17 protein-coding genes are annotated in these 22,996 nt (G+C 54.0%); 3 read left to right on the top strand and 14 right to left on the bottom strand.

All coding sequences use genetic code 11. From position 1 onward, the window contains the following. Positions 1–124: 124 nt before the first annotated feature. Positions 125–418 carry a hypothetical protein gene (locus PT964_RS16965; protein ID WP_274364560.1) on the top strand — a complete coding sequence of 98 codons (294 nt, stop codon included), beginning with the start codon at positions 125–127 and terminating at the stop codon, positions 416–418. 108 nt (positions 419–526) lie between these two features. Here PT964_RS16965 and PT964_RS16960 read toward each other — a convergent pair whose 3' ends face one another. From PT964_RS16960 to PT964_RS16950, 3 genes are read right to left on the bottom strand one after another with little or no spacing between them, the layout of a single operon-like run. Next, the gene (locus PT964_RS16960; protein WP_274364559.1) at positions 527–3,067 is read right to left on the bottom strand and encodes a beta-mannosidase; all 2,541 of its coding nucleotides are present in this window, start codon (positions 3,065–3,067) and stop codon (positions 527–529) included. 30 nt (positions 3,068–3,097) lie between these two features. Next, positions 3,098–3,859 carry an SDR family NAD(P)-dependent oxidoreductase gene (locus tag PT964_RS16955; RefSeq protein WP_274364558.1) on the bottom strand — a complete coding sequence of 254 codons (762 nt, stop codon included), beginning with the start codon at positions 3,857–3,859 and terminating at the stop codon, positions 3,098–3,100. 33 nt (positions 3,860–3,892) lie between these two features. After that, positions 3,893–4,075 (bottom strand): PspC domain-containing protein, encoded by a 183-nt coding sequence (locus PT964_RS16950; RefSeq protein ID WP_274364557.1) that lies wholly within the window; start codon positions 4,073–4,075, stop codon positions 3,893–3,895. Between the two features lie 216 nt (positions 4,076–4,291). On the opposite strand from PT964_RS16950, the gene PT964_RS16945 reads away from it, so the two are divergent. Both PT964_RS16945 and PT964_RS16940 read left to right on the top strand, forming a co-directional pair. Further along, positions 4,292–6,184 carry an ABC transporter ATP-binding protein gene (locus PT964_RS16945; RefSeq protein ID WP_274364556.1) on the top strand — a complete coding sequence of 631 codons (1,893 nt, stop codon included), beginning with the start codon at positions 4,292–4,294 and terminating at the stop codon, positions 6,182–6,184. Between the two features lie 247 nt (positions 6,185–6,431). Then, positions 6,432–8,063: an immunoglobulin-like domain-containing protein gene (locus PT964_RS16940; RefSeq protein ID WP_274364555.1), complete on the top strand. Its 1,632-nt coding sequence runs from the start codon at positions 6,432–6,434 to the stop codon at positions 8,061–8,063. 170 nt (positions 8,064–8,233) lie between these two features. On the opposite strand, the gene PT964_RS16935 is transcribed toward PT964_RS16940, so the two are convergent. From PT964_RS16935 to PT964_RS16885, 11 genes are all read right to left on the bottom strand, one after another. Then, positions 8,234–10,192 (bottom strand): alpha-galactosidase, encoded by a 1,959-nt coding sequence (locus PT964_RS16935; RefSeq protein ID WP_274364554.1) that lies wholly within the window; start codon positions 10,190–10,192, stop codon positions 8,234–8,236. A 225-nt stretch (positions 10,193–10,417) separates the two neighbouring features. Further along, the gene (locus PT964_RS16930; RefSeq protein WP_274364553.1) at positions 10,418–10,657 is read right to left on the bottom strand and encodes a hypothetical protein; all 240 of its coding nucleotides are present in this window, start codon (positions 10,655–10,657) and stop codon (positions 10,418–10,420) included. Between the two features lie 146 nt (positions 10,658–10,803). Continuing rightward, positions 10,804–12,261 carry a sensor histidine kinase gene (locus PT964_RS16925; RefSeq protein WP_274364552.1) on the bottom strand — a complete coding sequence of 486 codons (1,458 nt, stop codon included), beginning with the start codon at positions 12,259–12,261 and terminating at the stop codon, positions 10,804–10,806. Positions 12,262–12,266: 5 nt separating this feature from the next. After that, positions 12,267–12,959, bottom strand: coding sequence for a response regulator transcription factor (locus tag PT964_RS16920; RefSeq protein ID WP_274364551.1), 693 nt, complete (start codon positions 12,957–12,959; stop codon positions 12,267–12,269). A 144-nt stretch (positions 12,960–13,103) separates the two neighbouring features. Continuing rightward, on the bottom strand, positions 13,104–13,994 hold the full coding sequence (locus tag PT964_RS16915) for a diacylglycerol/lipid kinase family protein (protein ID WP_274364550.1): 891 nt from the start codon (positions 13,992–13,994) through the stop codon (positions 13,104–13,106). A 42-nt stretch (positions 13,995–14,036) separates the two neighbouring features. Further along, on the bottom strand, positions 14,037–15,107 hold the full coding sequence (locus PT964_RS16910) for an acyl-CoA dehydrogenase family protein (protein WP_274364549.1): 1,071 nt from the start codon (positions 15,105–15,107) through the stop codon (positions 14,037–14,039). A gap of 300 nt (positions 15,108–15,407) precedes the next feature. Next, positions 15,408–16,781: an MATE family efflux transporter gene (locus PT964_RS16905; RefSeq protein ID WP_274364548.1), complete on the bottom strand. Its 1,374-nt coding sequence runs from the start codon at positions 16,779–16,781 to the stop codon at positions 15,408–15,410. Positions 16,782–16,797: 16 nt separating this feature from the next. Beyond that, positions 16,798–17,628 (bottom strand): sugar phosphate isomerase/epimerase family protein, encoded by an 831-nt coding sequence (locus PT964_RS16900; protein ID WP_274364547.1) that lies wholly within the window; start codon positions 17,626–17,628, stop codon positions 16,798–16,800. Positions 17,629–17,718: 90 nt separating this feature from the next. Then, positions 17,719–19,125 carry an MDR family MFS transporter gene (locus tag PT964_RS16895; protein ID WP_274364546.1) on the bottom strand — a complete coding sequence of 469 codons (1,407 nt, stop codon included), beginning with the start codon at positions 19,123–19,125 and terminating at the stop codon, positions 17,719–17,721. A 15-nt stretch (positions 19,126–19,140) separates the two neighbouring features. Beyond that, positions 19,141–21,165 carry an ABC transporter ATP-binding protein gene (locus PT964_RS16890; protein ID WP_274364610.1) on the bottom strand — a complete coding sequence of 675 codons (2,025 nt, stop codon included), beginning with the start codon at positions 21,163–21,165 and terminating at the stop codon, positions 19,141–19,143. A gap of 18 nt (positions 21,166–21,183) precedes the next feature. After that, positions 21,184–22,947, bottom strand: a complete 1,764-nt coding sequence (locus PT964_RS16885) for an ABC transporter ATP-binding protein (protein ID WP_274364545.1) — start codon at positions 22,945–22,947, stop codon at positions 21,184–21,186. Positions 22,948–22,996: the final 49 nt, after the last annotated feature.

Here is a 22,996-nt window from a genome sequence, read left to right as displayed (position 1 = left end):
ATATTGTTAAAATTGGAGTAATTGTTTGTCAGAAAATATGACATGATGGATTGATTTGCGTCTTAGTCTGACATATTGGTATCATGGTAAAAATTGAAGTTCATAGGAACGGATGTGAGCCGCTTTGGGCGTTAAATTTAATCGGGAATATAAAGATATCGTCCATGATATGACCAAAGCCATCGGAACGATCCCGGACTGCCACGACTTCTTCGAGATGGATGCGGCGGATTGGTCGGAATTGGACGAGAAGGAACGCGAGCAATGCGTTCAAACGATGGCCGATGATGTGTTTTACGCATTAGGCAGCACCCCTAAGCTTTCGATCGGCTCGGGGAAGGTGGATTACGACGCTGAAAATCATGTCATCAAGATCAACTCGGGAAACAATATCGTGCACATTGTGAAGCTGATTTAGCGAATGTCCGGCTGGCGAAACAATAACGGCGTGCCAAATGGAAACTCCCATTTGCACGCCGTTATTATATGATAATTTTTTGCTCAATACCTATACCTATACCTATACCTATACGAAGTCCGCCATCGAACGAACCGTCAGCTTGCCCGGCGAAGCAGGCGCGAATGCTTTGCCTCCCGCGCCGCGACCGAGAAATTCGACTCGCTTGGCAATGCCCGGAATTAAGTCGAAGAAATTATCCGTAAAGACGCCTTCGGCCTCGGATGAAATCCAGACCTGCTTCGCGAGCGTGTTCGATTCAAGAATAAAGCTTGTACCGCCGCTCCCCTCCGCTTCCCGGACCGTAATCTCGGCTTGACCGAGCGCCAAATCCTTCGTCGGAACAAAGTAATGCTCCTTACATTCCAAAATATCCCCGTCCCGTACCAAAGAAGCGAGCAGTACGGCCGAACGGGCGTCTTTCCCGTCAAGCCAGGCATCGGCTTGCAGCGACGCAAGCTTCTCCGAAGCATTCGCCGTGACGGCGACAGGACGGCATTCCCGCTTCAAGAGCGCCCCTTGAAAATCATACAGCTCCAGATTCAGCGTCCCGTAAATCGGCTTCCATCCGTCGTTAACGACATATACGGACAACGGGCCTTCTTGAGGCGCCTCGAAGGAAATCATCACGTCCTTATAACTGTTCTTGGCGTAATACTGAACCGCTTTCCATCGGCCGTAAAAATCCATGCTCGCCCAAGAGGCTACCGGCCAGCAGTCGTTCATTTGCCAGTACAGCGTTCCCATGCAGAACGGCATGTTGCGGCGGTGAGCTTCGATTGCGGTCTTCATCGCCTCGCCTTGCAGCACTTGGCTCATATATAAGAAGGACGGGAAATCCTTGGGCTGCTTCATGTACATATCCATGTACTGCTTGATCAGCCGGTTGCCGGAAGGGTGGCGCTGATGGCAAAGCATGACCTCCGACAGCAGCTCCATCTCGGATGGTTCCGCATAGGAACGGACGGTCTTTTCCTCCGGGAACGATTGGAAGCCGTATTCGCTCATGAACCGTCCGAGATTGACGTTGTAATTTTCGAACGGCTCGACGGCGTGCCACACTCCCCAATAGTGGATATCGCCCGAAGTCGTCCGGTTTCCGGCATGCTGATCGATATCGCCGGTGAGCGCTTGCATCGGAGACGAAGGCCAATAATCCGCCGTCGGATCGTGTTTTGCCACAACTTCGGGCAAAACACGGTGGAAAATTTGCTCGTAATCGTGCCATAGCTTCTCCCGAAGCTCCGGCGCGTACTGCTGCTTCCAGCCCCAGCCGCCTTTTTCGTTGTAATGCTGCCAAGCCGCATCGATTTCGTTGTTGCCGCACCAAAGAGCGATACAAGGATGATTTCTCAGCCGCCTTACATTGTCTGCGGCTTCGGCCCGAACGTTATTCAGAAACGCTTCATCGCCCGGATACATGCTGCAAGCAAACATGAAATCCTGCCACACTAGCAAGCCGTACCGATCGCAAAGCTCATAGAACGCATCGTCTTCATATACGCCGCCGCCCCATACGCGCAGCATGTTCATGTTGGACTCGGCCGCGCTCGCGACTTCGTGCTCGTACCGTTCCCGGGTAACTTCGGTGACGAAGCTGTCGTTCGGGATATGGTTCGCTCCTTTGGCGAATACCGGTACCCCGTTCAATTCGAAATAGAACGATGTGCCGTGCTCGTCCGGCTTCCGCACAAGCTTGATCGAACGCAAGCCCGTCTTTACCGTTTTGCTCGCGGCTGCTTCGCCGGTACCGCTTTCTAGCGAAGCCTTAAATTCATAGAGATGCTGTTCGCCGAGGCCTCTGGTCCACCAAAGCTTCGGTTGCTCCAGCTCCGCGGCAAGCTCAAGCTCGTTCAATCCTCGGTTCAGCTTCACCTGCTTTGTCCATCGCATGCCGCCGGCGGACAATGCAAGCGTGCCCTCCCAATCCGCATCCGCCTCCGCCTCGATTACTGCGGTGATTTGAGCCCGCTCGGCGGTAACGCTGTCTTGCCGGATATGCACATCGGTCAGCCGCACGCCCGACCAGCTCTCGAGAAACGCATGCCTCCAGATCCCGCTCGTCACGAACCGCGGACCCCAATCCCACCCGTAATGATACGGCGCTTTTCTGGCGAAGACGCTTACTTTCTTATCGCCTAGCCCCCCGGTCTCCGATTGGTCGTTGGAAGCCGGCAGCGCATAGCCTTGTTTCTCAAGCTTGGGCAAATCCTCCAAAATCGGCGAACGAAACCGGACTGTCAGCGTATTGCTTTCCCGCTTCAGCCGCTTCTTAACGTCGACCGTCCACGTGCGAAACATGTTATCGGCGGAAAGAATACGCTCCCCGTTCAGCTCCACGTCGGCATAAGTGTCCAATCCCGTAAACACGATATGGATATTCGAACCCGCAAACAACGTCTCCGGCACATCGAATACGGTCTCGTATTCCCAGTCCTTTTTGTCGATCCATTGAAGCCCTCTCTCGTTTACGCCATAAAAAGGATCCTGTATCTTCTTATTGCGCAGCAAATCCATGTGCACGCAGCCCGGCACTTGCGCAGGCAGCCATTCTTGCTCGCCGCACGCTCTAAATCTCCATTGCGGGAAGCCGCTTCTCGTCTCAGTCATGATATCCTCCTAAACTAGTAGAGCGCCGGGTTATATCGACGGCATGACGTTTCCGCCGCACACCGGAATATAGGCGCCTGTAATGTAGCTTGATAGATCCGAGGCAAGGAAGGCGACCGCATTCGCAATTTCCTGATCCGTGCCGCGCCTTCTTAACGGCACATTGCGTTCGTACCCTTCGCTGCGCTCGGTGCCGTTCTCTCGGTCCCTGTCGCTGATCGTCCATCCGGGCGCCACTTGATTTACCGTTATATTGTGCTCTCCGACCTCTTTGGCAAGAATGCGGTATACGCCGTCCATTCCCCGTTTGCCCGCGACATAAGCGGACTGCCCCGGGAAGTTTTGCATGGAGCATTCCGTGTTAATGCCGATCATGCGTCCGTATTTTTGCTCTATCAAATGAGGAACGAACGTTTTGGCCAAATAAACGCTCTGCAGTACGCACGATTCGAACTGGCTGACATAGTCTTCCGGGGATTGCTCGAGGACGCTTTTCCACTCGTATTGAATGACCGCGTTGGCTACGATTATATCCGGCAGAGCGAAGCTCTTCGCGATTTGCTCCTTCATGTCCGCAATCGAATCCAGCTTCGTAATGTCTGCTTGAACGGCTGTCGCCTTGCGGCCCTCCGCATGGATTTCCCGCACCAACTCCTCCGCTTTGACGGAGCTGCTGCGATAATGGATGATGACGTCCGCTCCGCATTCCGATAACGTTCGGACCATCGTCCGGCCGAGCTGGCCGGCTCCTCCCGTCACGAGCGCCGTCTTTCCGGATAAATCAAGCTTCATCTGTTGTAACCCCTTTCAATTGAAATGATCCTGTTATCTCTCCGGCATCACGATCGCCGCGACGATATAGGCAAGCACGCACGGAAACACCGCCGTAAAGACGGCCAGCAAAATAAACGCAAGCCGGATGAGCGTCGGGTCGACTCCCATATATTCGGCAATACCGCCGAGCACTCCTCCCAATTTGCGGTCCGGAGATTTCTTTAACCTTTTCACAATAATGACCTCCCGATGATTTGTAAAACGAAAAAACGGGGAATTTTAACCTTATTGGCGGAAAAACAATGCAACATTCCCATATTCCGCTCTTAGACAATCAATTCGGTAATATCCTCCTATTTCCTCCTCCATCGTACCCGTCCGAAAAATTGTAATTAAAAGTTCACTGCACTATGCTAAACAAGACTTTTCAAACGAGGTGATTATTAAACAATGAGTCCAGTCAAAAGGTATTTACTATGGGCAAAGCCGTATTGGCTGATGATCGGCGTGATCGTGTTCCTCGGAATGCTGCAATTCATAGTTCCGCTCAGCCAACCGATGTTCACGCGAATTTTGATCGACGAGACGCTGCTCGGCAAAGGAAGCTGGAGCCTCGGTCAAGTAATTTCCGTCATGGCCGCCATTATGGCTGCGGGGGTGCTGCTTAACTTCTTAAGAAACTACATCTCCGCCATTCTCGGCAACAAAATGATGATGGATTTGCGCGATCAGCTGTACGTGCACCTCCAAAACATGTCGGTCAGCTTTTACGACCAAAGACAAGTCGGCGGCATTACATCGAGGGTCATCCACGATATCGGAGGCGCGCAAAACTTGATCGGCGGCGGCATCATCAATTTGGTGCTCGATTTGTTCCTGGTGCTGTTCTCGGGGGTTCTTCTTTTCCGCATGGATCCGGTGCTTGCAGCCATCTCCCTGTGCATCTTGCCCTTGTATTACCTTAGCTTCACGAACATGAACGTGCATATCCGGCTGGCCTGGAGATCGGTACATCGTCAGATGGAACGGATTTCGGGAACGCTTGTGGAACGGATGGGGGGCATACGCATCGTTCAGGCCTTTAACGGAGAGAAGCAAGAAAGAGAGCGTTTTCGAAGGCAGACGAAGCAGCATTTCCGCCATACCGTATCCGCCCACCTGTTCTCGAACGCGCTGGGACGAATGAGCGAATCGCTGGCTCATATCGGCGTCATTATTATTTGGCTGGTCGGCGGTTCGTTCGTGCTGGCGGGTAAAATGACTCCCGGGGAAATTATCGCGTTCCAGCTGCTGCTCGGAAATTTGTACGGTCCGATTCAACGGTTCGCGGACGTCAACGTAACGATCCAGAACTCGATTACGAACATTGAGCGCATCTTCGAAATGTTCGACGAGAAGCCCGACGTTACCGAAGCGGCGAATGCCGTTCCGATGCCGGAATGCCGCGGCGACGTCAAGTTTGAGAACGTTTCTTATACTTATATAGCGAGAAATTTGGTGTTTAAGAACGACCAGCACAAAAGAAACCCGGAAATCATCGAGCGCGAGAAATCGCCGAAGCGCTTTTTCTGGCTTCCGACCAACCTTCCCCCGAACCGTCCCGACATCGAATTGGAGGAACGGACGGGAATCCGCAGCATTACGTTCGAGGCGAAGGCCGGAGAAGTTATCGCTCTTGTAGGGCCGAGCGGAGCCGGGAAATCGACGCTGATCAATTTGATTCCCCGCTTTTTTGACCCGACGGGCGAAGGAACGGTTTATATCGACGGGATGGACGTGAGGAAATACAAAATCGACGATTTGCGCAAGCATATTGCGCTCGTGTTGCAGGATAACGTACTGTTTTCCGGCACCATTAAGGATAATTTAGTTTACGGCCGACCGGAGGCGACGATGGACGAAATCATCGAAGCCGCGAAAGCCGCCAATGCTCATGATTTCATCGGCACCTTTAAAGACGGCTATGAAACGGTCATCGGCGAGCGGGGCATGCGTCTTTCCGGCGGGCAGAAGCAGCGTCTGGCCATCGCCCGCGCGCTGCTGAAGGATCCGAAAATATTAATATTGGATGAGGCGACGTCCGCGCTCGACTCCGAATCGGAGGCGCTCGTCACGGAAGCGCTCGAACGGTTGATGAAGGGTCGTACGACGTTCGTCATCGCCCACCGCTTGGCTACCGTCGTACGCGCGGATCAAATTCTCGTCATTGACGAAGGGCGGGTTGTGCAAAGCGGCAGCCACAGGCAGCTGCTTCAAGAAGGCGGACTGTATCGGAAGCTGTATGAGCAGCAGCTGAAAGCGATGCGTCCGGAAGAAATGATGCTCTTAGCGGCAACGTCATAAGACAGGTCGAAACGACAACGGCCGGGCGCAGATGCCCGGCCTTTTTTTACCGTTTTATTCGCGTTTCAACCGTGCTTGCTAACGGAAACCAATGTCCGCTAACATGTATTTTTTCTTATGAATCCACGAACCAATGTCACTTCCAAAAATAAGATTTTTTCCTCCCCCGCCACCTTACCCCCACAAAATTTACCTTTCCAACGAACTAACTAGTAAAATCATACCAATCGGAAAGGAAGAACCTCCCATGATGAAAAAATTGGCTGCATCGGTTTTATCACTCTCCCTCCTGCTGTCGGGCAGCGCCGTATACGCTCACGACGACGATCATGACAAAAGCGCGGAAGAATGGCTGGAAAAGGCTCTCGAACGCGTGAAGGACCCGGAAGCGAAAGAAGCGCTCAAACGCGCATTGGAGCAGCAAAAGAAAGAATCGAAAGTAAAAACGGCGCTGCAAATCGTAAAAGCGGATAAAGAGGCGCTGTCGATCACCTTCAGCGGGAACGATTCGGCAAAAAGCGTGACGCTTCCGCTGCTGCTCCCGACCGTCGGCAAATACGGCTCGACGATTACATGGACCTCCAACCGTACCGACATCATCACCAATGACGGAAAAATCGTCGCCCGCCCGTATCAAGCCGGCGATGTGCAGGTAACCTTACAGGCGGCCATTTCGAAAAACAACGCCAAAGAGACCAAAACGTTCAAGGTTACCGTCAAAGCGCAATTAACGGACGCCCAGCGGGTGGCGCTGGATCAGGCGTCGTTGTCGATCGGCTTCAGCGGCAAGGATAACGCAGGCAGCGTCACGAGCAAGCTCCATCTGCCGGTTGTCGGCGAGAACGGCTCAAGTATTACTTGGTCCTCTTCCGCTCCCTCCGTCATATCCCATGACGGGAAGATCGTAAACCGGCCTGCCGGCGGTCAGGGAGATGCGGCGGTAACGCTGACGGCCGTAATCCGTTCCAATAATGAAGCCGTAACGAAGACGTTCACGGTTGTCGTAAAAGAACGTTACACGGACGCTCAAAGAGTCGCCGCGGACAAAGCGGCTTTGAGCATCGGATATACGAGCGGAGATGACGCGAACCGCGTGACCTCCTCCTTAAAGCTTTCCGATTCCGGAGCTAACGGTTCGAAAATTACATGGATTTCGTCGAATACCGACATCATCGCAAACAACGGGAAGCTCGTAGGCCGTCCCGCCGCCGGCCAAGGCGATGTCACCGTCACGATGTTTGCGATCATTAGCTCCAAAGCGATTACGGATGTCAAATCGTTTACGCTCGTCGTGAAGCAGCAATGGAACGAAACGGAGAAGGTGGCGGCGGACAAGGCGGCGCTGTCGATCGGCTTCAACAATAACGACACGGCAGGCAGCGTAACCGGCAAGCTGACGCTGCCGACAACGGGAGTTTACGGCTCCGCCATTTCGTGGACCTCATCCTCCCCTGCCGTCATTGCAGTGAACGGAGCTGTTACGCGTCCGGCAGCCGGGCAAGGCGACGTCAGCGTCACGCTGACCGCAACGATCAAATCCGGTTCCGTTACCGATGTTAAGCAATTTACGGTCGTCGTAAAGCAGCAATGGAGCGATGCGCAGAAGGTGGCGGCGGATAAGGCGGCGCTGTCGATCGGATACTCCGGCAGCGACAATGCGGGATCGGTCACGTCCAATGTGAAGCTCCCGGCGCTCGGAGACAACGGGTCTACGATCATTTGGTTCTCCGCAAAGCCGCAGCTCGTCACCGAGAAAGGAGTCGTCTCCCGTCCGGCAAAGGGGAGCGGCGATCAATCGGTCGTATTGACGGCTGTGATCATCAACAATTTGGCTGTCGATTGGAAGGAATTCGTGCTCCTCGTAAAACAACAGCCGTAAGCGGGCGACAACGAAAAAGGGACGCTACCCCGAGGCTCGTCGGGGAGCGTCCCTTACTTGTTTGCAGCTTCCGGCTGCTTTTCGCGCAAAAAGAAAAAGAGCCGCTTCCGCATAAGATGTCACCAATTGATAAGATATTCCATATATATCGGAAGGCGGCTCTATTCTTTTTAGTGCTGCAGCTTCTTATGAAGCAAAATCAGGTCGCTTTCTTCTTCCTTCAAACCCGCGAACGTAAGTCCTTCCTTCATCAGCTCCACCCCCGGAAGCTCCCATACCGCACCGCTGCTGAGCGAACGAAGCACGTATCTCGCCTTCGCGTTCAGCTTCTTCAGCGGAAGCATCCGCTTTTCTTCCCCGCCGTGAAGCCGGAAGACGAACAGAAGATGCTCATCCTCCTCCGGCAAACTGTACTGGAACGCCGCCCAACGGCTGCCGCGCTCATCGCGCTTCGGCTGCTCCGTAAGCCGATACACATCCGCATTTCTTACAAATCTCGCAACATACCGATTGTATATGTCAATGTGGTACGCGAACCTCTCCTCAACCCATCGCGGAAGCTCCGGAAGCTTTTGCGAAAATCCGAAGCCTCCCAGCATGGAAATCCGCGTGTAATAATCGAGCTGGTATAACCGCAGCTGCGGATCGTGCGGATTAAACTTTTGCTTCGGATGGTCGCCGATCCAGTCGCAATACCCCCAATGCAGGCATACGTTAGGCGCGAGCATCGTGCTCGCTCCCCAGAACACTTGAAGATCGTGCTCCGGCCAGTCCGGATCGGACAAGAACGTGGTGTGCGTTTGCTTCATCAAACCCAAATCGATCCGAAGACCGCCGGAGGCGCAGCTTTCCAGCACGACGTGAGGGTGCTTTTCGCGAATGTCGGCGAGCACCTCGTAGTAGCCTCTGTAATGCTCGTACAAACCGTCGCCCGCACCGTGGCCGTGATCCTCCCGGTTGCAGCCCGCACCAGGATCCAAATTGAAATCAAGCTTGATCCAGTCGCAGTTATATTCCGTAATTAGCCGGTCCAACGTCCGGAAAGCCCATTCTCTGGCTTGCGGATTGCCGAAGCACACATATCCGAGCGGCTCCCCGTCTCTCAATGCCGGAAGACCCGGCCGGCTAACGGCAGCGGAAGCATATTGCCCGAGCGCCTCGATTTCGCACCAAAGGCCGAACTTCATCCCCGCCTTATGGCATGCGTCCGACAGCAGGCGAATGCCGGATGGAAATCGGGTCGTATTTACGAGATTCCAGTCGCCTCGGTAATCGTACCAATGCGCATCCGGGTCCGTAGGGCCGAACCACCCGGCGTCCAGCGTACAAACGCCGATTCCTAAGGAAGCCGCCTCCTGCACGTTATCCAAAAAGACGCGCTCGTTCACCGCTTTGTCCTCATAGCTCCACCAATGGTTCCACTCCGCAGGCAGCGATTCGGAAAGCTCGTTGCGCGGATACCAGAACTTGCGGCCGACGCGGGCATATTGAACGGAAATGTCGTTCAAATCGTCTCCTTCCGCCGTCACGACCGCGACCTTGATGCTTTCGAACGATTCCGCGGGCTCCAGGTTCTTCCAAAACCCCCAAGGCTGCAGCCCGCCGCTTACGCATATGCCGCCGTCTTCGGCCGGCGCAAACCGAAACGCCCAGTTGCCGGACCAAGCGGCTGCCGCCGAAAACATTCCGCCGCCGCCGGCAAACAGCGTAAACCATGGGTGCGCATCCGCCGATGAGCGCCCTTTACGAGTTTCTATAGTAAAAGGCTCGCGTTCCGTTATTTCTTTAACGGCCTGCTCAAACTCCCGTCCCCAGCCGCTCTCATAGTACATTACTCGGTATTCGTCCGCAGGCAGCCTTGCAATAAAAGAACTGACAGCCTCGATCCGCACCGGCTCGCGGCCTTCATTCCGGACGGTTACCCAATGCTCGGAGACGGAAGTTCCTTCATATTCCATCCGATGGCATTCCACGACGGCGGCAAGCGGCTCATATCGGAACGTTACGATGGAGTGCGTCCGTCCGTCATGCCGCGTACTTGCGGCACCGGTTCGGACGACGCCCGGCGTTTCGCTGTGAATGGACAATCCGTTCATGACTATAGAGAATTCCGACGCTTGTACGCTCATATGGATACATTCCTCTCCCGTATGTAATACAGTTAACGTGCAAAGCTTCTACTGTCCAATTCTCCTTCGATGAAGCAACTCCTGCATGAGGCGGTTAATTCTTTCTTATTACCAATCATATGGCGGCCGGTTTCTTTGTATGGCTCGAACTTTTCCGAAACGTAAGAAGAGCTTGCCCCGGAGCACGAACGTCTCGTGCGGGCAAGCTCTTGCATGGAACAATGGTTATTCGGCCGGCGTTTCCGTAGTCGCATCCGTGCCGGCGTCGCCTTCCGGCGTTTCCGCCGCCGGATCTGCTGCAGGATCAGCCGCAGGCTCCTCGGTTACCGCTCCGCCGCCGTCCTCCGCCGCAGGATCTTGCAGCATCGTATCTTCGGTCATTCCGCCGTCTCCGCCGGAGCAGCCCGCCAAAAATCCGATCGACATCATCACCGCAGCAATTAACAACAACCACCTTTTACCCATTACAAACCTCTCCTTTCAACGCCCTTTTTTTTGAGAGCCGGTTTTCCGTTCTTTGCGTCTTTCTCTCCGGCACATCTTTACTGTACAAGAAACATATGAGCATTTCGTGTTCGGTTCGGGAACATTTGTTATCAAAATATGAAATATTAATGTCCTTGTCCAACCGCAATTTCTTGTTCCGCGGCGGTTTCTTTGTGCTTTGGAATTTCGACCCGGAATGTCGTTCCGATGCCGACCCGGCTCTCGACCGATACTTTACCGCCGTGCAGCTCGACCAGCCTTTTTACGATGGCGAGCCCCAGGCCCGTTCCGGAATTTTTCTTCGAACGGCCTTTGTCCGCCTTGAAAAACCGCTCCCAGATGAGCTCTTGATCCGCTTCCGAAATGCCTCTTCCCGTGTCGGATACTTCCAGCACGATAAAGTCGTCTTCTTCCTCTGCGAGCAAAACGACACGCCCTTGATCCGTAAATTTCACGGCGTTGTTCACAAGATTGGATACGATTTGCTCCAGACGGTCTTGATCCGCATCCGCCTTTGAATTCACTTCGCTCGGACCGACGATGATTTCGATTCCTTTCTCCAAAGCCGCCTGCCGAAACTTAAGCGCGACCCGCTGCAGCACGGGTACGACGTCGATCGGGTGGTTCGAAAGGCTCATCGTTTCATTTTCCAGCTTGATTAAGTCAAACAGATCGGCTACTAACCGGTTCATATGGAGCGTCTCTTTGTACATCACGTCGTAATATTTTTGTCTGCCTTCTTCCGGAATGAGTCCGTCCTGCAGCGCCTCGAGAAAGCCTTGCATCGCCGTAAGCGGAGTACGCAGCTCGTGGGAGACGTTCGCCAAAAAATCGTCCTTCACTTGGTCCAGCTTTTTGCGCTCTTGATTGACCTTCTCCAGCGCTTCAGCCATCTTATTGATCGTTGCCGCTAAATCGTCGATTTCGTCCGTCGAGTTGATATGGATTCGCTGACTGTAATTTCCCAAGCTGATCTCTGCGGCCGCTTTATTTATTTTCTGCAGCGGACGCGAGATCGACCACGAAATATATGAAACCACCGTGATGGAAAACAGCATGCCGGCGAGAGTAACCCAAAGAATCGTCTCGCGGATTCCGCCGATCGTTTCCGACGCTCCTTCCACTTGCGAATGAAGGACGATGCCCCCATACAGCTTGTCGTCTTTTCCCCACGGCACGACGACGGAAAGCATCGGCTTTTTTATGCCCTCGAACCGAAGCCCGCTAACGGCGTCTTCTCCTTTCAGCACCTTATCGACGATCGACGTTGCAACCGATTTGCCTACGTTCACCTCATCCTCCGTCGACGTCGCGAGAATTTTGCCGTTTCGGTCAAACACCCAAATTCTCGCATCGAATACTTGATCCAAAAAAGGCAGCAATTGAGCCGTATCCTCGTCGATCGTTTGGGTGTCCTGAATCGTGAGGTTCACTTTCTTGGCTTTGCGAAGCAGCTCATCCTGCTTGGCATCGTAAATGTATCCTTTCGCCATGAACGAAATGATGAAGCCGATGGCGCCGAGCCCGATCACTAATGTAAACATATAGCTTAGCAGGAGACGCCGAAAGATGCTCTTGTTCATCGCCATCACGCCCCCCCGAATTTATAACCGACACCCCAGACCGTTTGAATATAATCCTTATCTAGCGGAAGAAGCTTTTGGCGCACTTTCTTGACATGGACGTCCACCGTACGAATATCCCCGATAAAATCGTAACCCCAGACCAGTTCCAGCAATTGTTCTCGCGTATATACCGTTCCCGGCGTCTTGGCCAGCTGTGCCAGCAAATCAAACTCTTTGGGGCGAAATGAAACGATTTCTCCATTGACAGTTACCTCTCGGCGATCCAGATGAATGGACAACCCTTCATATTCGTAAATGCATTTCGTGTCCTCATCCGGGTTTTGCTGGCGCGGCTGCATTCTCCGAAAAATCGCTTTGATTCGCGCTACGAGCTCCCTTGGGCTGAACGGCTTCGTCATATAATCGTCCGCACCGAGCTCCAGCCCCAAGACGCGGTCGAACTCTTCACCTTTCGCCGTCAGCATAATAATCGGTATATCGTATTTTTTCAAAATTTCTCTGCAGGTTTCATACCCGTCGAGCCCGGGCATCATGACATCCAGAACGACAATATCGGGTGATTCCTTCTCCACCAGCTCCAGCGCCTTCAAACCGTCTACCGCTTCCACTAAGCGGATCTGCTGCTGCTCGAAGTACAAACGGATGATCTCGCATACGTTCGGATCGTCATCAGCCACAAGCACTTTGAAAGACATCGGGATTCCCCCTTTACATAGTCCATCCTATAGGATTCGAAGCGATTGGAAATTTTCTGGGGGTTGTACAAAAAAAGAACCGGACAAGTTCACTTTTCGGTGACTCGCCGGTTCTATAATTTGGTTTCTATCCGATACGCTAGACTACGCAATAACCGTCAGACCGTCCTCCGCCATATCGATCTTCACCGGATTTGTTTGCAGCGTTTCGCCGTCAACATGGCTGACGATCGGCTGCTCGCTCTCGATCGAAAGCTGCCTACCCTTAAGAAACGTTACGTAAGGCAGGGTTACGTGCGCCCCTTTATAAATCAACGGGAAAAAACGGAGCAATTGAAGCCGGGTCAATCCGTGCACGACGCACACTTCGAACCGTCCGTCGTCGTTCACCGCGTCGGGGCAAATCATCATGCCGCCGCCGTAATACGGAATGTTTGCCGCAACGACCATCCATACGTCGGCGAATGCTTGCTTTGCACCGTCGATTTCGATCGTAATTCGTTTCGGCTGATAGCTTGCCAAAGTAGATACGACAGTTATGGCATACGAAAGCGATCCGAGTCCGAGCTTGTTCATCCACCCTTTGTAGGCGGAATCGTTGTTCGCCCTCGCCACTTCGCCGTCGAAGCCGGCGCCGAAAGTGTTGACGAAATATCGGCCGGCCGCCTTGCCGAGATCGATTCGTTTCAGCTGCCTGTTCACGATTCTGTGCAGCGCAGACTCCGGGTCGCGCGGTAAATTCAAGCCTCGAATATAATCGTTGCCCGAGCCGGCCGGAATGCAGCCGAACGGGACGCCGGTGCCGTACAGTCCTTGCACCGTTTCGTTCACCGTTCCGTCGCCGCCGATGGCGGTCACGGATAACACCCCGTCTCCTCTCGCCATCTCGGAGGCTAGGGAGACGGCGTGCCCCCGATATTCGGTAAACTTCGCCGTGTACGGGACGTTCCGCTCCCTAAGCAGCCGCTCCACCGTGCGCCACACCTTTAACCCGTTCCCTCTGCCTGCTCTTGCATTGACTACGAACCCGATCATCGGCCCGGTACCCTCCCGCTGCGATATGCGACGTATTGTCTGCTATGAAAAATCCGCCAAAATCGAATGATGACAAACCGTCTGCAAATCGCGCCACGTTTGGTTGATCGGCGTATGCTGCATCGTGGCGCCGAGCCCCAAGTACGGGAAAATGCGCTGGCCGCATTCGTAAGCGGTTTTCGCCGTCCTTTTGCACTGCGCACCCAAATCACGCCACTCATTCTCGGATATCGCTTCGCCGGCGCTATGCCGCGACCAAGCGCGTTCGACCGCTTCGTAAAACAAAGCGGCCTGCTCCTTCAAAGCCCGCTCCATCTCTCCGATTTTTGCGGTGACGAACGGCGTACGCAACGGATTCGCCCGGCTCCACGCCTCCCCGTGCCGCCTTGCAAGCTCCGCCGCTTCCTCCAAGAAATGCTTCCCGATTCCGGCGGCTACCGCAGCAAACGAGCTTTCGGCAAACGGTAGGAACGGAAACCGGTACACCGGGTGATCGTAGAACGTGTTATTGAACACGTCGAATGCCAGTTCGTCCGGAACGAACGCTTCCGCCGCAGTATAAGTATGGCTGGCGGTTGCCCGCAGTCCGAAGGCGTCCCAATCTTCGACGATCGTTACCTGCTCCGGCTTCAGCACGAAGGCGCGAACCGTCCCGTCCATATGTCCTTGCGGATCTTCAATCGTACACGTTGCGGTAAAAATCGTCGCATAAGGAGAGCCGCTGTTGTACTTCCACGAGCCGTTCAGGACGTACCCGCCATCCGCCTTTCTGGCTATGCCGGACGGATGGCCGCTGCCTGCAACGACGGCCTTCCGGTCCCGGAACAGCTTGAGCGCCGTCGTCTCCGGAAAGCACGAATAAAAATAGTTGCCTCCCGTACCGATCGTCACCGCCCAGCCGAAGCTGCCGTTCACCCACGAAGCGGCTTCAAAGATCCGAAGCGCGTCGGGCAGCCCGACCATCCTTCCTCCCGCTTGCTCCGGCAGCAGCAGTTTAAATAGTTTATGTTCATAAATGAATTGCAGCGCTTCATCGGTCATGACGCCGCGCTTCTCCATCTCGAACGAAGATTCTCGTATGGTTTTCACAAACTCCGCGTTAAATAGCTCCATCGTTTACCTCGATTTTTGCGATTTTTCCTATAATTCTACCATACGAAACCTTGTCTGCCGAGAAAGAAAAAGCGGGTAGGAGGTTGGATTAGCAATTAAGCCGGGTTAGGCGATGTGTCGGCGGAACCATATTTTGGTACAAAGTCGGTATGCACCGCATGACCGACCACCTCGAACGGAACTATATTCCGTTGCAACCTCTACCGCAAGGACATGATAGTTTTTCGTGCAAAGTCGCAGTGTCGGCGAAAAATTAAGCCCCCGGAAGCACGTTCTTCCGGAGGCTCGACACACTTTCCTCTACCTGGCCGCTGCCGCATTCGAGCCGTGGCGCTGCACGAGCGCCTTCCGTTCCCACGCCCTGCTTCTCCAGCGCATGAACAAAAATAGTCCGCGCACCCATTCGTCAACGATAAAAGCCGCCCAAATGCCGAACAGCCCGAAGCCGAAATGGATTCCCAGCAAATAAGTAAGCGGCACGCTGAACAACCAGATGACCGAGACGGAAACGAGCATGGAATATCTTGCGTCCCCTGTCGCCTGCAAACACCGTTCCAACAAAATATTAAAGTTTCGTCCCGGCTCAAGCAAAAATCCGAGCAGCAGCAGCGCCGCACCCGTTTTTACAATATCGGGATCGCTCGTAAAAAGCCGAAGCAGCGGCTCCCGAAACAAACAAACTACGGAAACGGCGGCCAGCGTCATCGCCATGCTTCGCGCCAAATTTTTGATCACCTGTCTGTACGCTTCTTCCTTCTCCCCTGCGCCGATCAAGTGCCCGACGATAATCTGCATGCCCCTGCCAAGAGAAATCGCAAGAATCATAATGAAAAACATAATGTTTTGCGTATAAATCCGCGTTGTGAGCAGTTCGGCTCCAAGGGAGGCGATCATGGCGGTGACGACAAGCTGGTTGGCCGAATAGGAGAGCTGCGAGCCCGACGAAGGCACTCCGACCTTGAGCACCTTCGAGACGTACTCCCTTTTCCACCGTAACGTATGCGACCAAACAACCTCAACGCGCACCCTTTTAAGCAGAATCAAAATGTTGGCCGTAAGCCCAAGGATCGTGCTGACCACGGTCGATATCGCCGCCCCGGTCACCCCAAGCTTAGGAAAGCCGAGAACGCCGTAGATCAATACGTAGTTTAACGCGACATGGAATACGTTCATGCCGATCGTAACCATCATCGTATCTCGGGTAAAACCGTGAGCTTGCACAATGGACGATACGGTAATCATGACCGCTTGAACGAACAAGGCTCCTCCGGTGATAAACAAATACGTCTGTGCCAGAGAAAGCAAGTGCTCCTCAAGTCCGAACAATTGAAGCAGCGGTTTGCGGAACAACAGCATCAATACGCTGATCAGCAGCCCGAACAGCAAATTGATCGCTAATGATGTAGCCGTCAGCTTCCCGATATGCTCGCGCTGCTGCGCACCGAGATATTGCGTAACGACGACGGCGGACCCGACGGCGACGAAATTAAATAAGAAGATGGCGAACATGATCAATTGATTTGAAATACCCACAGCTGCGACCGCATCGTCCGAAATCCGGCTGAGCATGAACGTGTCCGCCGTGCGCAAAAACATTTGCAAAGCGGACTCGATAAAAATCGGCCAGGTAATGGCAAATAACGAGAGCGGTTTTACAAGGTTGCCGTTGCTCACTTTCGCCGCGAGCTCCTTACGCTCTGATATCGTAAGCTTTTTTCATTGTTTCGAGCCCGGCGGAGGCGACCTCAAGCGCCGTCTTCGAACCGAAATCCGGAATAAACAATTCCAGCGATAAAAAGCCCCGGTAGCCGCTTTCGTGCAGCCTAACCGCGATCTCCCGCGAAGGAGCGACTCCGTCCCCCGGGAACACCCGGTCGCTGTCGGCGATCGTCTCTCGCGGCGGCGATGAAGGATAGTCGTTGGAATGTACGATGCCGATCGAGCTGCCGTTAATGAGCCCGATTCCCTCAAAGGCGCTTCCGCCGGTATACATATGGAACGGGTCGAGCAATATTTTTGCTTCCTTCACTCCGCTTTCCAGCGCAACGTACATCACTTCGCTCAGTTTGGACAACCGCTTCGCCCGTCCCCAAAACTCGAGGTACGGCTCTACACCGGCGGAACGCGATACTTCCGCCAGTTCCGCGAAGTGGCCCGCAATCGAAGATAAGGATACGCCCTCCACGTTGCCTGAAGGAGGCGCCGCAACCGCAACGCACCCGATTTCGGCGAGCATCGATATTTCTCTCTCCGCTTGTAGCATTCCTTGCTTGCGAACCGATTCGTCCGCATCCGCCCACGGAAAAAATGCGATGGCGTTAACGACGGCGATCCCTGTGTCTTGAATGTATCTGCGAAGCTCTTGAAGCGTCCCTCCCGCTTGAATGAACGCCTCGATATCTTTCACCCAAAGCTCAATGCCTTCATAGCCCGCCTCGGCGGCAATTCGAATTTGATCCTTCACTCCGAGCCCGAACGGAAACAAGGTCGAGCTGTTTAACGCCAGTTTAAAAGGAAACATGCGGCTCTCTCTCCTCCTGAAGCTTTATTTGATGTTCATTGTTATCCCCAATGTACCTGTCCCCATTATACGGAAACGAAATATCCCCCGCTATGAGGCGGAGGACATTCCTTCTCCTCCTTTTCTTTGCGGAAGGCGCAGCGTAAGGAAGAAGCTGACGACCGCAAGCACGGCGGCGGAGACAAAAATCGTATGTATTGCGCCGGCCAGCACATCCGGCGGAATATGGTCCTTCGCACCGGCAAAGGAACCCAATTGATGATTAAACAACGTACCCAATACCGCGATGCCGATCGTCTGGCCGAGCGTCCGCAGGAACGTGTTCGTCGAGGTGGCCGCTCCGCGCAAGCTCCAATCGACCGAGGATTGAACGACGACCGTGAACACGGTCGTACACAATCCGAAGCCGAAGCCGGTAACGAACATAATTGCGATGATTACCCAATTCGGCGTCGCGATGCCGATGAAGGTGAGCGCCGTCGTACCCGCCGTCACGACGATCAGACCGAGCAAGGCGGTCGTCCTTGTGCCGAAGCGGATCATCCATCGGCCGCTCAGCATTGCCGCAATCGGCCAACCGAGCGACATCGGCGTCAATGCCAGCCCCGAATACGATGCTCCGAGCAGCAGCACGCCTTGAATCCACATCGGAAGGTATGCGTTTAAGCCGATCAGTATGCCGCTGGTTGTAAAGCTGGCCGCGTTCGAGACGGTCAAGTCCCGATTTTTAAACAGCTTCAGCGGCACCATCGGTTCCGGATGGCGCAGCTGGATCAGGACAAAAGCGGCGAGAAACGCCAGCGCGACAATCAGCAGACCGACGATGACGGCGGAATCCCAAGCGTATTCGTTGCCGCCGGTAAGCAGCGCGTACAGCAGCGCGGTCATGCCGACGGCGAACGTAACCGCTCCTCCGTAGTCGATGCTGCGCTTTTTCTTCTCAATGTTTTCCTTCAAATAGATCCATACCATCAAAATGCTTAGAACGCCGAACGGAACATTGATGTAAAAAATCCAATGCCAGGACAAGTAATCGACGAACAATCCGCCGACAAGCGGGCCGACGATGCCGGCAACGGCCCATACGGAACTGAACAAGCCCTGCATCTTCGCCCGCTGCTCGAACGAGAAAATATCGCCGACAATCGTGAACGTTACCGGAATAACGGCGCCGGCTCCCAAGCCTTGAATCGTCCGGAATGCGATCAGCTGCTCCATCGTTTGCGACATGCCGCAAAGGACCGAACCGACGACAAACAAGGCCGCCCCGAAAACAAAGACGCCCTTTCTTCCGTACAAGTCCGACAGCTTCCCGAATATCGGGGTCGTAACGGCGGAAGAAAGCAAATATACCGCATACACCCAGCTCATTAATTCAAATCCGCCGAGCTTGGATACGATGGCGGGCACCGCCGCGCTGATGATCGTCACTTCAATCGCAGACAAGAAGGTCGCGACGATCAATGCGGCGGTAACCATACGTTTTTGAAAATCCATGGTTTGATTTCTCTCCTAATTTGCGCTCCGAATAAAAGACTCTTTATATTGCAGTTCATATAGCTTACGATAAAGCCCGTTACGGTTCAATAGCTGCTGATGCGAGCCCACTTCCCGGATTTGCCCTTTGTGCAGCACGACAATATGGTCCGCGTGCTGAATCGTCGACAGCCGGTGGGCGACAATAAGCGTCGTCTTGCCTTCCGATATTTTTTCGAAAGCCTCTTGCACGAGCAGCTCCGTTTCCGTATCGATATTCGCAGTCGCCTCGTCCAACACGAGAATCGAAGGCTTGAACGCCAGCGTCCTTGCGACGGCGAGCAGCTGCCGCTGACCGGCGGAAAAGTTCGCCCCTCTTTCCATAATCGGCTCCTCGTATCGTTTCGGCAGCTTCTCGATAAATTCCGCCGCATTCACATAGCGGCATATTTCCCGGATTTCCGCATCGCTGATCCGCTCGTTCCCAAGCCGAATATTTTCCTTTACGCTATCGGAGAATAGAAAGACGTCTTGCTGCACGAGCCCGACAATTCTGCGGAGCTCCTGCTTCGGCAGCTCTCGAATGTCGACGCCGTCAATCGTAATGCGGCCTTTCTGAACGTCGTAAAACCGGCACAGCAGGCTGATGATCGAGCTTTTTCCGGCTCCGGTAGCGCCGACGAAGGCGACGGTCTCTCCGGGACGGATGCGCAGATTGATGTCCTGCAGCACCCATTCTCCCGGATTGTAAGCAAACGATACGTTCTCGAAGACGATTTCGCCTTTGACTTGCTCCAAGCGCTTCGGCGCTTTCGGCTCGGGGAGATCGTCCTCTTGGTCCAGCATTTGAAAAATCCGCTCCGACGAAACCATAGACTGCTGCAAAATCGTAAATTTCTCCGCTAAATCTTGTATCGGCTTAAAGAACCGGTTGACATAATCTACGAATGCGTACAACACGCCGAATTCGAGGACGCCTCCGGTCAGCTTTCCCGTACCGTACCATAGGATCAGCGTTAATCCGAGGGCATAAATAAAATCCATGATCGGCCGGTAGAGCGAAGAGAGATGCAGTTCTTTCGTATTCGCGTGGAAGTGCTCCCGGTTAATGCCGGATACCGAGTCGTACTGCCGCTGCTCGCGATGAAATATTTGCACGACACGCATGCCTGTAATATTTTCATTCAGCGACGCATTGATTCTCGCCAGCTTGGCGCGAACCTCGCGCATCGCTTCCCTGGCGTATTTGCCGTAAAGGAATGTCGCTGCAATGATGAGAGGCAAGGTGATGAAGGCGACCAGAGCCAATTGTACATTGAGGTACAGCATGACGCCCATAATCCCGAGCAGCATGAAAATATCTTTCAATAGATTGATCATGACGTTGCTGTACATGTCGTTAAGCGTCTGCGTGTCGTTCGTCACGCGCGTTACGAGCCTCCCGACCGGATTGCGGTCGAAGAACGAGAACGATAACCGCTGCAGATGCGAAAACAACGCCGAGCGAATTTTGTAAATGATTTTTTGGGCCGCTAAATTTAACGTGTACGTTTGGGCGTAATTGAGGGCGAATGCGGCGGAGATCAGAAGCAAATAGAGGCCGGAAAGACGATACAACGCTTGGACGTCCTGCTCGCGGAATCGGCTCACTTCCTCTTTCGTTAAGGAGACGGCTTCCCCGTCTCCCGATGTTGACGGCCGCAGCATGTACGCTCCGTCCTTCGCTTCAATGACGTACGCATCCAGACCGTTTGCGATGCCGGCTGCGCCCGCTTGCTCCAGCTCCCGTTTTCTCACCAGCCGTTTGCCTTGAAACTCGGTGGCGGGCACGCCCTCAGGAATCCGGATCCCTTGCGTGTCTACCATCTCCAGCCGAAGACCGTTAATATGATCGTCGATCGCCGTTTTGATAATGAGCGGCCCGCTCAGGTCCAGCGCCGTAATCATCAGCACGAGCAAGAACGATACGGACAGGATGCGGGCGTGCGGCTTGGCGAACCCGAGCAGTCTCCAAATCAATCGGATGTCGTACGTTTTGGCTAACCGTTCTTCATCTTGCATGCTCACTTGCGCTTCACCTCATTGTTCGCCGGCCACCTGTTCCTCCAGCAGCTGCTTCTCGTACATGTCGCGGTAAAGACCTCCCGCTGCAAGCAGCCGCTCGTGGTTCCCCTGTTCGATAATTGTCCCGTTATCAAGCACGATAATGTGATCCGCGTGCTGAACCGTCGAGATCCGGTGGGCGATAATAATCGTCGTTTTATTTTTCCTCAGCGATCGAAGCCGCTCCAAGAGCGCTTCCTCCGTCTTCGTATCGACAGCTGACAATGAATCGTCCAAAATAAGGATGCTCGGATGCTTGATGAGCGCCCGCGCGATCGAAATTCTTTGCTTTTGCCCGCCGGAGAGCGTAACTCCGCGTTCCCCGAGCATGGTGTCGAACCGCTTCGGGAAATCGAGAATATTGTCAAGAACCTGCGCATCCTGCGCGGCGTCCGCAACGCTCCGTTCGTCCGCATCGTTCGTACCGAAGGCGATGTTGTCGCGAATCGTCTCGGAAAACAGAAAATTTTCCTGAGGCACGAACCCGATGCTTTCCCGCAGCTGCTTCAGCGGAATGTCCCGAATGTTCGTGCCGTCGATCCGAATTTGACCCTTTCCTTCGGGCAGATCGTACAGCCTCACCAGCAGATTGACGAGCGTCGATTTTCCGCTTCCCGTCTTGCCTACGATGGCGAGCGTGCTTCCTTCCGGTACCGTAACATGAACATCGGAGAGCGCATCGGAGCCGCTCCCGGGGTAACGGAATGAAACGCCTTCAAGCTCGATACGTCCGCGAATCGGTTCGAGATCGCGTTCGTTCACTCCCGGTGCGTCCGTAATTTGCGGCTCTGTGCGCAATATTTCGTTCAACCGGCTCATGGATGCGGCTCCGCGCTGAAAGATGTTGAGCATCCAGCCGATCCCCATGATCGGCCCGGTCAATAAGCCTAAATAAGAATTAAAGGCGATAAATTCCCCTAGCGTTATCGTGTCTTGGATGACGAGGATACCGCCGTAGCCGAGCACGAGCATCAGGCTGACGCCCGTAATCCATTGCACCAGCGGGTTGAACAGCGCCTGCAATCTCGCAAGACGCATATTTTGCATAAAGTTCACGTCGTTAATTCCGGCAAACTTTCGCTCCTCGGCTTCCTCCTGCGCGAACGCCTTCACGACCCGCATGCCGGAAATGTTCTCCTGCACCCGGTCGGTCAATCCGGAGAACGCCTCCTGCGCATCCCGGAACCGTTCATGGATTTGCCGGCCGAACCGGGCGGTCACGACCGCCATGACCGGAAGCGGCAGCAATCCGACGAGCGTCAGCCGCCAATCGACCGTGGAAGCCATCATAACGACCGCCAGCGTCATGAGCACAATCGTATCGAACGTCGTAACGACGCCGCCCCCGAACGTAAACCGCAGCGCCTGCAAATCGTTCGTCGCATGCGCCATCAGATCGCCCGTCTTTCGGCGCGTAAACCAAGCGGTGGACATTTTCTGGTAATGCGCGAACAGCCGGTTCCTCATTTCGTACTCCAGCGTTCTAGCCGCACCGAAGATCATGACGCGCCACATATACCGAAATATAAAAATTCCTGCGCTGGCGAGCAGAAGCCATCCGATGTAGGTCCACAGTGCGGACGAAGCGATCGATCCGTCCTTTACTTCATCGGTAAACCGGCCGAGCGTCCATGGAATCCACAGCTGGCACAAATCCGTAACGACGATCGATAAAATGCCCGCGATATACCGGTAGCGAAATCGCCAAACAAAGCCGCGCAGCGTCCATAATTCTCTCATACGTTTCCCCTGCCGTTCCCATGTAAACGTCTCCAATACCATACCATGA

Origin of the sequence: Paenibacillus thermotolerans, from assembly GCF_028745515.1 — a bacterium.
GTDB classification, from domain to species: Bacteria; Bacillota; Bacilli; order Paenibacillales; family YIM-B00363; genus Paenibacillus_AE; species Paenibacillus_AE thermotolerans.
The sequence above is the reverse complement of the archived record's forward strand: the minus strand, read 5'-3'. Positions and strand labels throughout refer to the sequence as shown.